Origin of the sequence: Bradyrhizobium sp. RDM12, assembly GCF_051917485.1 — a bacterium.
In the GTDB taxonomy this organism is placed as follows: domain Bacteria; phylum Pseudomonadota; class Alphaproteobacteria; order Rhizobiales; family Xanthobacteraceae; genus Bradyrhizobium.
Genome location: NZ_CM133064.1, coordinates 1229395 through 1244219, shown reverse-complemented (window position 1 = coordinate 1244219; position 14825 = coordinate 1229395). Strand labels below are relative to the sequence as shown.

The 14825-nt window shown below is 64.3% G+C and carries 13 protein-coding genes and 1 pseudogene; 11 read left to right on the top strand and 3 right to left on the bottom strand.

The genetic code is table 11. From position 1 onward, the window contains the following. The first annotated feature begins 15 nt into the window (after positions 1–15). The 8 genes and pseudogenes from ACTGJ9_RS05855 (at position 16) to ACTGJ9_RS05820 (ending at position 9491) form a co-directional block, all read left to right on the top strand. On the top strand, positions 16–1464 hold the full coding sequence (locus ACTGJ9_RS05855) for an ammonium transporter (RefSeq protein ID WP_456676296.1): 1449 nt from the start codon (positions 16–18) through the stop codon (positions 1462–1464). Positions 1465–1684: 220 nt separating this feature from the next. Next, positions 1685–2089, top strand: a complete 405-nt coding sequence (locus tag ACTGJ9_RS05850) for a GFA family protein (RefSeq protein ID WP_456676295.1) — start codon at positions 1685–1687, stop codon at positions 2087–2089. Positions 2090–2363: 274 nt separating this feature from the next. After that, positions 2364–3578, top strand: coding sequence for an aminotransferase class I/II-fold pyridoxal phosphate-dependent enzyme (locus ACTGJ9_RS05845; protein WP_456676294.1), 1215 nt, complete (start codon positions 2364–2366; stop codon positions 3576–3578). An 8-nt stretch (positions 3579–3586) separates the two neighbouring features. After that, positions 3587–6061, top strand: coding sequence for a DNA translocase FtsK (locus ACTGJ9_RS05840; protein WP_456676293.1), 2475 nt, complete (start codon positions 3587–3589; stop codon positions 6059–6061). A gap of 152 nt (positions 6062–6213) precedes the next feature. Continuing rightward, positions 6214–6970 (top strand): annotated as a pseudogene (locus tag ACTGJ9_RS05835) (outer membrane lipoprotein carrier protein LolA). A 127-nt stretch (positions 6971–7097) separates the two neighbouring features. Next, positions 7098–7913 carry an exodeoxyribonuclease III gene (gene xth / locus ACTGJ9_RS05830; protein ID WP_456676292.1) on the top strand — a complete coding sequence of 272 codons (816 nt, stop codon included), beginning with the start codon at positions 7098–7100 and terminating at the stop codon, positions 7911–7913. 100 nt (positions 7914–8013) lie between these two features. After that, positions 8014–8619 carry a hypothetical protein gene (locus tag ACTGJ9_RS05825; RefSeq protein ID WP_456676291.1) on the top strand — a complete coding sequence of 202 codons (606 nt, stop codon included), beginning with the start codon at positions 8014–8016 and terminating at the stop codon, positions 8617–8619. Continuing rightward, the gene (locus ACTGJ9_RS05820; protein ID WP_456676290.1) at positions 8580–9491 is read left to right on the top strand and encodes a hypothetical protein; all 912 of its coding nucleotides are present in this window, start codon (positions 8580–8582) and stop codon (positions 9489–9491) included. The genes ACTGJ9_RS05825 and ACTGJ9_RS05820 overlap by 40 nt, the downstream gene beginning before the upstream one ends. A 22-nt stretch (positions 9492–9513) precedes the next feature. Here the strand turns inward: ACTGJ9_RS05820 and ACTGJ9_RS05815 are convergent, their stop codons facing one another. Both ACTGJ9_RS05815 and ACTGJ9_RS05810 read right to left on the bottom strand, forming a co-directional pair. Beyond that, on the bottom strand, positions 9514–9957 hold the full coding sequence (locus ACTGJ9_RS05815; RefSeq protein WP_254127397.1) for a cyclic nucleotide-binding domain-containing protein: 444 nt from the start codon (positions 9955–9957) through the stop codon (positions 9514–9516). Positions 9958–10015: 58 nt separating this feature from the next. Further along, positions 10016–10702 (bottom strand): response regulator transcription factor, encoded by a 687-nt coding sequence (locus tag ACTGJ9_RS05810; RefSeq protein WP_007598630.1) that lies wholly within the window; start codon positions 10700–10702, stop codon positions 10016–10018. Between the two features lie 202 nt (positions 10703–10904). Here ACTGJ9_RS05810 and ACTGJ9_RS05805 point away from each other — a divergent pair, with 202 nt between their 5' ends. Together ACTGJ9_RS05805 and ACTGJ9_RS05800 are read left to right on the top strand one after the other, a co-directional pair. Then, positions 10905–11474: a L,D-transpeptidase family protein gene (locus ACTGJ9_RS05805; RefSeq protein WP_456676289.1), complete on the top strand. Its 570-nt coding sequence runs from the start codon at positions 10905–10907 to the stop codon at positions 11472–11474. Between the two features lie 6 nt (positions 11475–11480). Then, on the top strand, positions 11481–12254 hold the full coding sequence (locus tag ACTGJ9_RS05800) for a 2-keto-4-pentenoate hydratase (protein WP_456676288.1): 774 nt from the start codon (positions 11481–11483) through the stop codon (positions 12252–12254). Positions 12255–12317: 63 nt separating this feature from the next. On the opposite strand, the gene ACTGJ9_RS05795 is transcribed toward ACTGJ9_RS05800, so the two are convergent. Beyond that, the gene (locus tag ACTGJ9_RS05795; RefSeq protein WP_456676287.1) at positions 12318–13007 is read right to left on the bottom strand and encodes a YggS family pyridoxal phosphate-dependent enzyme; all 690 of its coding nucleotides are present in this window, start codon (positions 13005–13007) and stop codon (positions 12318–12320) included. Between the two features lie 107 nt (positions 13008–13114). On the opposite strand from ACTGJ9_RS05795, the gene ACTGJ9_RS05790 reads away from it, so the two are divergent. Further along, positions 13115–14812, top strand: a complete 1698-nt coding sequence (locus ACTGJ9_RS05790; RefSeq protein WP_456676286.1) for a diguanylate cyclase domain-containing protein — start codon at positions 13115–13117, stop codon at positions 14810–14812. Positions 14813–14825 lie beyond the last annotated feature (13 nt).

Here is a 14825-nt window from a genome sequence, read left to right as displayed (position 1 = left end):
TCAGGAGTAAATGAAATGACGTTTAAGCGTCCCTATGGCGCGGGATTGGCGGCTCTCGCAGTCGGCCTGTTCGCTGCGACCGCAGCCTATGCCGAGCCAACGGTCAATAAGGGAGATAACGCCTGGATGCTGACATCGACAGTGCTCGTGCTGTTGATGACGATCCCGGGTCTCGCGCTGTTCTACGGCGGCCTCGTTCGTTCCAAGAACATGCTCTCGGTCCTGATGCAGGTGTTCTACACCGTCTGCATCGTCACCGTGATCTGGGCCGTGTACGGCTACAGCCTCGCCTTCACCGGCGGCTCCGACTTCATCGGCGGCTTCTCCAAGGCCTTCATGATGGGCGTCACCACCGACTCGAAGGCCGCGACCTTCTCGGTCGACGCCAACATCTCGGAACTCGTCTATGTCTGCTTCCAGATGACGTTCGCGGCGATCACGCCCGCCCTCATCGTCGGTGCCTTCGCCGAGCGCATGAAGTTCTCGGCGATCGCCCTGTTCATTCCGCTCTGGGTCACGCTGATCTACTTCCCGATCGCGCACATGGTCTGGTACTGGCCCGGCCCGGACGCGATCCAGGACGCTGCCAAGGCTCTCGCTGCTGCAGCTGATGGAGCGGCGAAGACCGCGGCTCAGGCCAAGCTCGACGAGATCAACGCCGACGCCGGCTGGATCTTCAAGAAGGGCGCGATCGACTTCGCTGGCGGCACCGTGGTGCACATCAACGCCGGCATCGCCGGTCTCGTCGGCGCTCTCCTGATCGGCAAGCGCACCGGCTACGGCAAGGAGCTGATGGCTCCGCACTCGCTGACCATGTCGATGATCGGCGCCTCGCTGCTCTGGGTTGGCTGGTTCGGCTTCAACGCCGGCTCCAACCTCGAAGCCAACGGCGGCGCTGCGCTCGCCATGACCAACTCCTTCGTCGCCACCGCAGCCGCCGCGCTGTCGTGGATGTTCGCGGAGTGGATCGTGAAGGGTCATCCGTCGGTGCTCGGCATCATCTCCGGCGCTGTCGCGGGCCTCGTGGCCGTCACGCCTGCCGCCGGCTTCTCCGGCGTGATGGGTGCGATCGTCCTCGGCCTCGTGGTCGGCGTGGTCTGCCTGTTCTTCTGCACCGTGGTGAAGAACGCGCTCGGCTACGATGACTCGCTCGACGTGTTCGGCGTGCACTGCATCGGCGGCATCGTCGGCGCCCTCGGCACCGGCATCCTGGTCAATCCGGCTCTCGGTGGTGCGGGCATCATCGACTACACCGCGATTCCGCCCAAGGTTGCCGATTACGACTTCGCGGCGCAGATGATCTCCCAGATCGAAGCCGTCTGCACCACGCTGGTGTGGTCGGGCGTCGGTTCCGCGATCCTCTTCAAGGTCGTCGATGTGATCGTTGGCCTCCGCGCCAACGTCGAGAGCGAGCGTGAAGGTCTCGACATCACCGACCACACCGAGCGCGCCTACAACATGTAACCGGTCCTCCCGGACGCGATCTCTCCTTGGCGATCGCGTCCACAACTACGGTTTGGGCACATACCCGGCAATGCCCCGACCGTTGGGGGGCTCCAGCGCAAGTTGGAGCCCCCTTTTTTTGCGGGATTCTTTTTGACCGTGCAAAGAAGAAAAGGATTGCCATTCCAGATTGCCGGCGCAGAAATAACGACCACAACGAACAACAAAACGGGAGGTCGTCATGCGTTTGGAAGGTGGATGCTATTGCGGCGAAGTGCGCTATGTGGCCGAGGGCGATCCGATGATGCAGGCCCAATGTCACTGCCGCGAGTGCCAGTACATTTCGGGCGGCGCGCCCAACACCTTCATTGCGATGCCGGCGGCGGGTTTCACCTACATCACCGGTCAGCCCAAGCAGTTCACGCGCAAGGATCTCGAGCGCGCCGTGACCCGCGAATTCTGCGCCGAATGCGGCACTCATCTGGTGACCAAGGTTCCGGGGCTGCCAGCGGCGATCCTGAAGGTCGGCACCCTGGACGAACCCAAGCAGTTCCATCCCCAGATGGCGATCTATACCTGCGACAAGCAGGAGTTCCACGCGATCCCCGCGGGCATGGCAACGTTCGAGAAGCTGCCGGCGCATTAGCCCGCGATGCGGGGGAGGGCTGGGAGAGGGTGTCTCAACATCGGGACAATCCCTGCGCGCCGACTTCTCCCGCAGGCAGGCGGGAGAGGTCGACGAACCAGCCCCGCCCGTAGCCATGCATCCCGTTGTTATCCGGCCGCATTATTCCCGCTCTGGACGGGCCGGCCTGCCGATGGTTAATCGCGTCTTAACCTCGCCCTATCTATGGTGAACTGAACCGCTTTCCCGCTGGCGCATCCATGCGCCGGCCGTTCCAAGAGTGCTGGCGCCCAGAATGGCTATGACCGCTTCATCCCGTGCGCCGCTAGCCGGTGGAAGCTCCGACAACGAACGCTCGCCCTTCGTCCGGCTGAACGAGCTGTTGGCGCCGCATCAGCCCGGCAAGCCCTTGATTTCGCTCGCCGTCGGCGAACCGCAGCATCCCGTGCCTGACTTCGTCGGTCCGGTGCTGGCCAAGCACATCGCCGATTTCGGCCGCTACCCGATGAACCAGGGCACCGAGCCGTTCCGTCAGGCAGCGAGCGCCTGGTTGTCGTCACGCTTCAGGCTGCCGCGACCGCTCGATCCCAAGAGCGAGCTTCTCGTCCTCAATGGGAGCCGGGAGGGGCTCTTCCTCGCCGCGATCGCCGCGGCGCGCTACGTTGGGCCGCGTCCCGGCAAGCCCGCCATCCTGATGCCGAACCCGTTCTACCCGGTCTATGGCGCCGGGGCAGGCGCCGCGGCCTGCGAGCCGGTCTATCTGCCGACCACCGTCGAAAACGGCTTCCTGCCCGATCTCGACGCCATCGACGATGCGACGCTCGCCCGCACCGTGGCGTTCTATCTGGCGTCACCCGCCAATCCGCAGGGCTCGGTCGCATCGCGCGATTATTTCACGCGCCTGAAGAGCCTCGCCGATCGCTACAATTTCGTGATTCTCAGTGACGAGTGCTACTCCGAGATCTACACCCGGGAAGCACCGGGCAGCGCGCTCGAATGCGCCGGCCCCGATTTCACCCGCGTGGTTGCGTTCCAGTCGCTGTCGAAGCGCTCCAACCTGCCGGGCCTGCGGGTCGGCTTCGCCGCCGGCGACAGGAAGCTGATTGGCATGTTCCTGGAGCTGCGCAACATCGCGGCGCCGCAGGTGCCGGTGCCGCTCCAGCATGTCGCGACCGTTGCCTATGGCGACGAGGCGCATGTCGAGGAGAACCGCAGGCTGTACCGCATCAAGTTCGATCTCGCCGACCAGATCATCGGCAATCGTTACGGCTATCGCCGGCCCGACGCCGGTTTCTGCGTCTGGCTCAATACCTCCGGGATCGGCGACGATGTCTCGGTGACTCTGAGGCTTTTCAGGGAAGCCGGCGTGCGCGTGGTGCCCGGTTCCTATCTTGCGCGGCGTCAGCCCGACGGCTTCAATCCCGGTGCCGGCTACATTCGCCTGGCGCTGGTGCAGGACAGCGAGACCACGGCGCAGGCGCTGCACCGGCTGGTCGAAACTCTGGGTTAGGCGGCCCCATGAGCATGTCGGCAATCGAACGTGTCATTCCCCTGGTCGGCCATCTGCCGCCTTCGATCCGCGAGGCGCTGAGCCGGCGCGTGCGCGAGCTCACCGGCTTCGGCCTGATCACGCTCGCGGGCGTCGCATCTGCCGCGCTGATGACCTGGTCGGTGCAGGACCCGAGCCTCAGCCACGCGACCTCGCGGCCGATCCACAACGTTCTCGGCTATGCCGGCGCCATCGGTGCCGACCTCGCCATGCAGATCCTCGGCCTCGGCGCGATCATGCTGGTCCTGACGGTTGCGGTGTGGGGCTGGCGCATGATGACCCATCGGCCGTTCGACCGCGAGGCGCTGCGGCTCGGCTCGTGGGTTCTCTGCACCGCGATCACGGCGGGCTTTGTCAGCTGCTGGCCGCATGGTGGCGCCTGGCCGCTGCCGACCGGGCTTGGCGGCGTGGTCGGCGATGCGCTGGTGCGCGCACCCGCGGTGATCTTCGGGCCGCCCGGCGTGATCTATCGCATGGTGCTCGGCACCATCCTGTTTGTCGCGCTGGCTGCGACCTTCCTGATCGCCTGCGGGCTCGGCGCACGCGCGCATGACGAAGAGCTCGCGGAGATCGAGGACGACGACAAGCCGGTCGACGAAGACGAGGAGAGCGATCGTGGCTCGGTATCGCTGGGCTGGCTGTTCCACGCGCTGATGAGCACCAAGGCGCGGTTGATCTGGCTGTTCGGCGCGGCCTATCGCTCGCTGGTCTCGAGCGGCCCGAAGACCAAGGCCGCTTCGTTCAGCCGGCAGGAACCCAACCTCGGAGGCCGCGCCGCACCTTCGATCTCACCGCAGTCCGCGGACGAGGATTACGAGGACGAACGGGAAGAAGAGGAAGACGAGGAGGAGCAAGAGGTGCCGCCCGCGCGCCCATCGCGCAAGAAGGCTGCACCGAAACCCGCTTCCAGGAGATCCTCCGACAAGTTCGAGCTTCCGTCCGTATCCGTGCTGGCTGCGCCCAAGGCCGGCGATCGGCAGCCGCTCAGCAAGGCTGAGCTTGAAGCCAATTCGCGCGCGCTCGAAGGCGTGCTGCAGGATTTCGGCGTGCGCGGCGAGATCGTGAAATCCAATCCAGGTCCGGTCGTCACGCTGTACGAACTCGAACCGGCTCCCGGCATCAAATCGTCGCGCGTGATCGGGCTTGCCGACGATATCGCGCGTTCGATGAGCGCATTGTCGGCGCGCGTCGCCGTCGTTCCCGGCCGCAATGCCATCGGCATCGAGTTGCCGAACGCGCATCGTGAAAAGGTCTATCTGCGCGAACTGCTGGTCGCCAAGGAGACCGTCGACACGGTTGCTAAGCTACCGCTCTGCCTGGGCAAGACCATCGGCGGCGACCCCGTCATCATCGACCTCGCGCGCACGCCGCACATGCTGATTGCCGGTACGACCGGCTCGGGCAAATCGGTCGCCATCAACACCATGATCCTCAGCCTGGTCTACCGGCTGCGCCCGGACCAGTGCCGGCTGATCATGGTCGATCCGAAGATGCTCGAACTCTCCGTCTATGACGGCATTCCCCATCTGCTCACCCCCGTCGTGACCGATCCGAAGAAGGCGGTGGTCGCGTTGAAATGGGCCGTGCGCGAGATGGAAGAGCGCTACAAGAACATGGCCAAGCTCGGTGTGCGCAACATCGACGGCTACAACACGCGTCTGGGCGAGTTGAAAGCCAAGGGCGAAGAGCCGACGCGCACCGTGCATACCGGCTTCGACAAGGAAACCGGCAAGGCGATCTACGAGGAAGAGAAGCTCTCGCTCGATCCGCTGCCCTACATCGTCATCATCGTCGACGAAATGGCCGACCTGATGATGGTCGCCGGCAAGGACATCGAAGGCGCCGTTCAACGCCTCGCGCAGATGGCGCGTGCAGCCGGCCTGCATGTGATCCTCGCGACACAGCGTCCATCGGTCGACGTCATCACCGGCACCATCAAGGCGAACTTCCCGACCCGCATCGCCTTCCAGGTCACTTCCAAGATCGACAGCCGCACCATTTTGGGCGAGATGGGCGCCGAGCAGCTGCTCGGCCAGGGCGACATGCTCTATATGGCCGGCGGCGGCCGCATCAGCCGCGTGCACGGCCCCTTCGCCTCGGACGACGAAGTCGAGAAGGTGGTGCGCCATCTCAAGACGCAGGGCCAGCCCGAATATCTCGAAGCCGTCACGGCCGAAGAGCCGACCGAGGACGAGGACGGCGGCGCCGTGTTCGACGCCAGCGGCATGGGCGCGGATGGCGGCGGCGACCTGTTCCAGCAGGCCGTTGCCATCGTCAAACGCGACCGCAAGGCCTCGACCAGCTACATCCAGCGCCGCCTGCAGATCGGCTATAACCGCGCCGCATCGTTGATGGAGCGCATGGAACTGGAAGGCATCGTCGGCCCCGCCAATCACGCCGGCAAGCGCGAGATTCTGGTCGAGGAAGAAGACAGCCATATGTGAGGCGAGCGGCCTCAAATTCCTGTTTCACGCAAAAACGTTATCTGCTTTTGCCCGAAATCACGCTAAAACGACGCCCAGCCACACAGGACGACGCGTTGACCCAACATCCGGACATTCGATTCGCGGCCTCTTTCGCTGCGCGCAGCGGGCGCGTGGCGGGCGCGCTACTCGTCGCCGCCGCGATGGTGGCCGTTCCGTCATTTGCGCAGACCGTGCCCGTGCCGAAGCCTGCGCCGAAGGGGCGCGACGCTGCTCCGCCGTCGGGGGCCCTCGATCACGGGCGCAACGCAGGCGCCACCGAATCCCGTCATTCCCGATCCGCGCCGCAACGTGCCGAGCAGCATTTTCCAGACTTTCGACGCGAACCAGAAGGCGCAGGCGGCCAAGGTCAGCGCCTATCTGTCCTCGCTGTCGACGCTGGTCGGGAATTTCGTCCAGGTCGGCCCCGACGGCAGCAAGACGCAGGGCGATTTCTACATCCAAAAACCGGGCAGGCTGCGTTTCGAATATGATCCGCCGAGCCCGATCGACATCGTTGCCGATGGATCCTCCCTCGTGGTGCGCGACCGCAAGCTCGCTACGCAGGACGTCTATCCGCTATCGCAGACGCCACTGCGCTTCTTGCTGTCGGACCGCATCGACCTGATGAAGGACACCAACGTCGTCAACGTGACCGCGGACGATCTCTTCATCAGCGTCACCATCGAGGAGAAGCAGGCGCTGGTCGGCACCAGCCGGCTGCTGCTGATGATCGGCGCCAAGGACGGCCAACTGAAGCAATGGACCGTCACCGACCCGCAGGGCTATGACACTACGATTGCCGTTTACAATCTCGATGCGGGCAAGAAGCTCGATCCCAACATGTTCAAGATCGACTTCACCAATTACAGCGTGCCGTCACCGGGGTAATTCCGTGGTGCCGTAGAGGGTGGCAAAGCGAAGCGTGCCCACCATTCGATCAAACCCAGAAAAGTCGGTGGGCACGGCGCTTTGCGCCTTTGCCCACCCTACGGGAGCTTGCTAAGACGCAATTCTCATGCGTCTTTCCCTGACAACCTGGAACATCAATTCGGTGCGGCTGCGCATCGATCTGGTCGCGAAGTTTCTCAAGAGCGCGCGGCCCGACGTGCTGTGCCTGCAGGAGACCAAGTGCATCGACGACGCCTTTCCGCTGAAGCGCTTCAAGCGGCTCGGCTACGAGCACGTCGCGCTGAACGGGCAGAAGGGCTATCACGGCGTCGCCATCGTCTCCAAGATTCCATTCGAGGCCACGGACATCCGTACCTTCTGCGACAAGGTGGATTCACGTCATATCTCGGTGTCGTTCGGCGAGAAGGCCAATATCGCAAAGCCGCTGGTGCTGCATAATTTCTACGTGCCCGCCGGCGGCGACGTCCCCGATCCCGCGCTGAACGAGAAATTCGACCACAAGCTCCGCTTCCTCGACGAGATGAAGGCGTGCGAGCCGCTGCATCCACGGGGACAAGATCGCCACATCCTGGTCGGCGACCTCAACGTCGCGCCGCACGAGAACGACGTGTGGTCGCACAAGCAGCTTCTGAAAGTCGTCTCGCACACGCCGATCGAAACCGAAAAGCTGCAGGCAGCCCTCAACGCCGGCGAATGGGTCGACGTCGCGCGCGACCGTATCCCGCTATCGGAAAAGGTCTATACGTGGTGGAGCTATCGCTCCGCCGACTGGACCGTCGGCGACCGCGGCCGCAGGCTCGACCACATCTGGGTCTCGCGCGCGCTGAAGGACGCGGTCCAGGATTTCAGGATTTTGCGCGATGCCCGCAGCTGGGAGCGGCCGTCGGACCACGTGCCGGTGACGGTGACGCTGGACGTTTAAGCCTTCGGAGACGAGGATGGGCGCGCCCGCACCGTCAGAGCACATAGAACCGCCGGCTCGCGCATGGTGGAATTCCCGTTTCGTCGTGCCGGGATTGCTGTTGCTGAGCACGGTACCCTTCTGGTTCGTGCGCACGCCGCCGCTGGTCGACTTCCTGGCCCATATCGGCCGCTACCACGTGGAGCTGCATCTGGCGGACTCGCCGGCGCTCCAGCAGAACTGGGATTTTCACTGGCAGCTGGTCGGCAATCTCGGCGTTGAGTTGCTCATCGCTGCACTGGCACCGATGCTCGGCCTCGAACGCGCCGCCTGGCTGATTGCGCTGGCGCTTCCGCTCCTCATGATCTCTGCGATCGGCCGTGTCAGCCGAGCGTTGCACGGCGAGCTTACGCCTTTCGCCATCGCGGCCGCATGGTTCGCGATGTCCTATCCGTTCCAGCTCGGCTTCGTGAATTATTGGCTTGGCTGCGCGCTGGCGTTTCACGTTTTCGCATCCTGGGTCGAGACCACAGGAGGAATGGCCCGGTGCTGCGCGCGGCGCTGTTCGCGGCAGCCGCCTGCCTGGTCTGGCTCGCTCACGCCTATGGCTGGGTCGTTCTGGTCGTCCTCGTCGGCGCTTTCGAGCTCTGCCGCGGCTGGCATCGCGCGCCGGCAGCGTGGCCTTCCATGGTGCTCGTCATCCTGCGACGCGCCTGGCCCATCATGATTCCCGCCGTGCTCATGATTGTCTGGCGGCAAGGCAATGGCGCCGCCTCGACGGGTCATTTCTTCGATATCGGCACAAAGATCCTTGGACTGGTATGGACCCTGCGCGACCAGAATATCTGGCTGGACACGCTGAGCCTGCTGCTGGCGATTGGCCTGCTGTATTTTGGAATCCGCAGCCGTAACACCAGAGTGAATCCACCACTGCTGGTCGGAGCAGCGGGCTTCCTCATTCTGATCCTGCTGATGCCAGGCCAGATGTTCGGCGCGGTCTATGCCGATGTCCGGCTGTGGCCCATCTTCTTCATCGTCAGCCTTACCGCCGTCGCGCCCGCCGATGGCATGCAGCGCAGCTCCGGCGTGGTTGCCGGCATGGCGCTGGCGGTGTTCGCGATTCGGATCGTCGCCATGGCTGTCGGATTTGCGGCCTACGATTCCGGTTACGCGCAACATTTGCGCGCCCTGAACGACGTCTCGCGTGGCGCAAGCATCGCGGTCCTGACACGGCCACCAACCTGCGAGCAATGGCGCGCACCGCGTGTCGCGCATCTGGGGTCGCTCGCGATCGTCCGGCGGGACGCTTTCGTCAATTCGCAATGGGATGCATCGGGCGGTCAACAGCTGCTGGCACCGCTCCATGCGCGCGGCACCGCGTTCAACGCAGATCCGTCCCAGTATATCGAGGTCGCCCCGGGCGGCTGCGATGGCGATCTGAGCGCCACGCTCGCGCAAAGGATCGCGCAAATTCCGCGCGATCGCTTCGACTATGTCTGGTTGCTCGACGTCGATGCGGCGCACCTCGCAATCATGCCGGGACTGCGGCGGCTTTACCAGGACGACCGCAGCGCGCTCTTCGCGTTCAACAAGGAATGAAGCCTGGAGACACCGAACGATCTCAGGTGCTCAGCTTCGCACCGGCCATCAGAATGTCGCTCGCGATCTGGCTGGAGCGAACCGCGAATTCATCGCGGAGACGGAGTGCGGCGGCAGGGTCGCTTTCGAGCACCCGCTGAAACAGGCTGCGCGCGACGCGGATGACGGAGGAGTGCTCCAGCGCCACCGCGCCCGAGGGCCGCTTCATCGGCACGACCAGCGCGAGCTCGCCGATCAGCGTGCCGGGGCCTGCGATCATCTCGGCGCCGGCGCCGTCATCGACGCGAAAGGCGCCGCGCTGGACCACGAAGCCGGCGTCGGCATCGTCGCCGAGATTGAACAGGATGTCGCCGCGGACGAAGTCACGCTGCTCGGAGCCGATCGCCAGCATGCGCAACGAGGCGTCTCCCAACAGGCGCAGTGTCGGGACACGCTCGAGCAGCGCTACGTCGTCGTCGATTGACATTCAGATCCGAGGCTCAAGGGCACGCAATCTATAACGATTCGCACGCCCCCGAAGCGTATCACGGCACCAGCTTGTAGCCACCGGCTTCCGTCACCAGGATTTCCGGGTTGGCGGCATCCTTCTCGATCTTCTGGCGGAGGCGGTAGATGTGGGTTTCCAGCGTGTGGGTGGTGACGCCGGAATTGTAGCCCCAGACCTCCTGGAGCAGGGTCTCGCGCGAGACCGGCATCTGGCCGGCGCGGTAGAGGAAGCGCAGGATCGCCGTTTCCTTCTCGGTGAGGCGGACCTTGCGCGCATTGGCGGCGGTCAGCATCTTGGAGCCGGGGCGGAAAGAGTAGGGGCCGACCGAGAACACCGCGTCCTCGCTGGCCTCGTGCTGCCGCAATTGGGCGCGGATGCGGGCCAGCAGCACGGCAAAGCGGAACGGCTTGGCCACATAATCGTTCGCGCCGGATTCAAGGCCCAAAATCGTGTCGGAATCGGTGTCATGCCCGGTCAGCATGATGATCGGCGCCTTGAAGCCGCCCTTGCGCAGAGAGCGGACCACTTCGCGACCATCGGTGTCGGGAAGGCCGACATCCATCAGCACGAGATCGGGGGCGTTGGCCTTTGCGGCACTGGCGCCCTTGGCGCCAGTATCGACGGCGGAGGCTTCAAATTCTTCGTGTAGCGATAATTGCTCCACCAACGTGTCGCGCAGATCGGTATCGTCATCCACGATCAGGATCTTGCGGGCATTGGCCATAGGGGGTCATCCTTCTGGGATCGACCAGGCGCGCGAGCATGCCGCACCCAGCCGTGATGGGGAGTTTCAAGGTAGCCGTTTTTATTGTTGTTCGTGTTGAAGTAGTGGGCTGTTACCGATTCACAAGCCGGAATTACTCTAACCCAGAATAGCAGGGCGATTTGATGAATGTCCTGTAATGAATTCGACATCGCGCGTTCACATGAAAAATAACGCTAATTCAAATGCTTATCCGATGAAGCGGCGCTCCCGGCAGCTCTCGGCGATCCGCGTTAAGCCTGCCGCCGGCAATCCACGCCGGGGCTGGCTGACAGCCGGACAGCTGACGATTCCCGTGGCGCTGGGGCGCGGCGGCATTCTGGCCAACAAGCGCGAGGGCGACGGCGGTACCCCCAGGGGCCATTTTCGGCCCCGACGATTGTGGTGGCGGGGCGACAGGCATAGCCGTCCCAGCACGTTTCTGCCGGCCCGAATCATCACCGCCGCGGACGCCTGGTGCGAACATCCCGGCGACCGCCACTACAATCAGTGGATCCGGCGCGAGGAGGGCGAGGGTGGCGATCGGCTCAGGCGCGCCGACCAGCTCTATGACTTCATCATCGAAATCGACCACAACACCAGGCCACGCATCGCCGGCCGCGGCAGCGCGGTGTTCCTGCATCTGGCGCGCGACAATTTCGGCCCGACCGCGGGCTGCGTCTCCATGACCAAGGCGGCGATGCTGCAATTGCTGCGGCTGATCGGACCAAGAACAAAAATCATCATCGGGTGAGGACACATGCTCGACCAGAATCAGATCGCCGCTGCCTCGCAGCTCCTCGTTCAACATTGGCGTGACGGCAGCAAGCTTGATGCGCTCGAGACGCGGCTGCGGCCGCAGAGCCGCACTGAAGGTTATGACGTGCAGGCCGCGCTTGGCAGTCAAGTGTTCGGCTGGAAGATCGCCGCGACGAGCGAGGCCGGACAGAAGCACATCAATGTCGCAGGCCCGCTGGCTGGTCGCATCACGCGCGAGATGGTGATCGCCGACGGCGGCACCGCGTCGATGAAGGGCAATGCGATGCGCGTCGGCGAGCCGGAATTCTGCTTCCGGATGGGGCGCGATCTGGCGCCGCGTCCGGCGCCTTACGGCATCGACGAGGTGCTTGCGGCCGTCGACACCCTGCATCCCGCGATCGAAATTCCGGATTCGCGCTTCGTTGATTTCGCCAGCGCCGGCGAGGCGCAGCTCATCGCCGACAATGCCTGCGCCCATCTCTTCGTACTGCGTGCCGCAACATCAGCCAATTGGCGCGCGATGGATCTCGTCGAGGAGCGGCCGCAGATCACGCTGCGTGGCGAGCGCTATGTCGGTCACGGCAAGAACGTGCTCGGCGACCCCCGCGTGGCACTGGCTTGGCTCGCCAACGAGCTGCGCGGGCTCGGCATCACCTTGCGGGCAGGGGAGGTGGTGACGACGGGCACGTGCCATCCGCCGCTGCCAATCCAGGCCGGCGATCACTTTGCGGTGGATTTCGGCGTCTTGGGCAAGGCGTCGGTGAGGTTCGAATAGGCGCCCCACGCTCGGCCGTCATTGCGAGCGCTCGTGTTGGCTCTCGGCCCTCGCCAACGGCTATTACCGATGCCCGAAGATCGCGCTTCCCACGCGCACATGGGTGGCGCCGAGCATGATGGCGGTCGCGTAATCCGCGCTCATGCCCATCGACAAATTCTGCAATCCGTTCCGCGCGGCGATCTTGGCGGTCAGCGCGAAATGCGCCGCCGGCGGCTCGTCCACCGGCGGGATGCACATCAGGCCGGAGATCGTCAGCCCGTAGGTGTCGCGGCAGCTCGCGAGGAAGGCGTCGGCCTCGCCGGGCGCGACGCCGGCCTTCTGCGGCTCCTCGCCGGTGTTGATCTGCACGAAGAGTTGCGGGTGCTTGTTCTGCGATTCGATTTCTTTGGCTAATGCCTGGCAAATGCTCGGACGGTCGACCGAATGGATGGCATCGAACAGCGCCACCGCCTCTTTCGCCTTGTTGGATTGCAGCGGCCCGATCAGATGCAGTGCGATGTCGGAGTAAACAGACGTTAACGCCGGCCACTTGCCTTTGGCCTCCTGCACGCGATTCTCGCCGAATACGCGCTGTCCGGCGCCGATAACCGGGATAATTGCATCCGCTGCGAAAGTCTTGGAGACCGCGATCAGCGTCACGGATGCACGCTCGCGCCGCGCATCCTTGCAGGCGCGTGCAATCTCCGCTTCGACCGCGGTGAGCGCGCTTGGTGAATCGCCGGTTACCGGCGCGGCATTGGCTTCTGTCATGACGTCGATCGGTTGCAGGAGTAACGGAGCTAGTTCCAATTTTACCGAGTTCAAGAAAGAGTTTTTGAGCCCTTCGCTTTACCTTGCCCGCGGGGTGAGTAGCGAAGATGGCAAACGTCAGTTTCAACCGCAAACGGGCAAAACTCAAGCAGGTCCTCGGCATTAGGGCCAGGCTTGCGTTGCTCGCGGTGATTCTGGTCGCACCCTTGATGCTCGATCGCATTCGTTCGCTCGAAGACACCCGTACCAAGCAGATCGCGCAGGCCACCGCCGAGTTCACCACAGTGGCAAGGCACAGTGCGGACGCGCAGCGCGAAGTGATCTCGTCGGTCGAGACCATCCTGAAATCGGAAGCCTTCATCCGCGCCTCCGCCGGCGGCATCAGCAAGAGCTGCGACGTGCTGCGTGCGAGCCTGCCGACGAGCCTTCCCTGGATTCGCACGCTCCTGATCGCCGGCCAGGACGGCCGCATCCAGTGCGCCACCAACAACATGTATGTCGGCCTCGATCTCTCCGACCGGCCGTATTTCCAGCAGGCGCAGGAGACCGGCCGCTTCGTGCTGTCCGACTTCATCCTGTCGCGGCCGGTGCAGTCGCCGACCGTGATGGCGGTCTATCCGGTCTCCGCGTTCAGCGGCGTTGCCGATGCGGTCGTGCTCGCAACCGTCAATCTCGACTGGATGTCGAAGGTCATGAACAATCTGGGCGGCCGCGCCGGCATCACGGCGGTGCTGGTCGACAGCGCCGGCACCGTGCTGGCTGCGCCCGCCGACCAGCACAGCGCGGTCGGACGTCCGCTCGACAACATGCCGCTGATGTCGGCCATCGCCGACATGGCCTTGCGCTCCGACCAGGACGAAGGCGCGCTGTCGTTCCTCGCCGCCGATGGCTCACGCCGCGCAGTCAGCTACACCCGCATCGCCGGCACCAATGCCCGCCTGATCGCCAGCATCGATGAGGACAAGGTGTCCGCGGCGGTCAGCCGCGACATCCGCACCGCCTATCTCCAGCTCGCCTTCGTCGTCGTGTTCGTGCTGCTCGGCGCGCTGATCGCCGCCGAGAAGCTGGTGATCAAGCCGATCGAGATGCTCGCGGACATGGCCAAGCGTCTCGGCGAGGGCGACCTGTCGGCCCGCGCGGCGCGCAACCGGCTGCCGTCCGAATTCGTGCCGCTGGCGCGCGCCTTCAACGCGATGGCCGCCCAACTCAGCCAGCGCGAGCGCGAGCTGATCGCGAGCAACGACCGGCTGACGGTGATGGCGTCGATCGACATGCTGTCGGGACTCGCCAACCGTCGCGGCTTCCAGAGCCGTCTCGACTTCGAATGGATGCGCGCGCAGCAATATGGCAGCGAGCTCGCGCTGTTGATGATCGACGTCGACCATTTCAAGCTGTTCAACGACACTTACGGCCATCTCGAAGGCGATTCCTGCCTGACCCGGCTCGGCGAGTCGCTGTCCGGCATCGCCGCCGACACCATGGGCTTTGCCGCGCGCTATGGCGGCGAGGAATTCTGCCTGCTGCTGCCGAACACCGACGTGCACCGTGCCGTCGAGATCGGTGAGCAGGTGCGCGCCGCCGTGCTGAAGCTTTGCCTGCCGCACATCACGTCCGCCCACATGGTGGTCACGGTGTCGATCGGCGTTGCGGCGACACGGCCGAACGAGGCCTTGCGTCCGGGCGACCTGATCGAAGCCGCTGACGCCGCGCTCTACGCCGCCAAGCACCGCGGCCGCAACAAAGTCGTCGAGCACGGCATTCTGCGGATCGAAGGCAGCCCCACTGGAATCGCGATGGCGGGCTAGCAGCTAGCCCGCA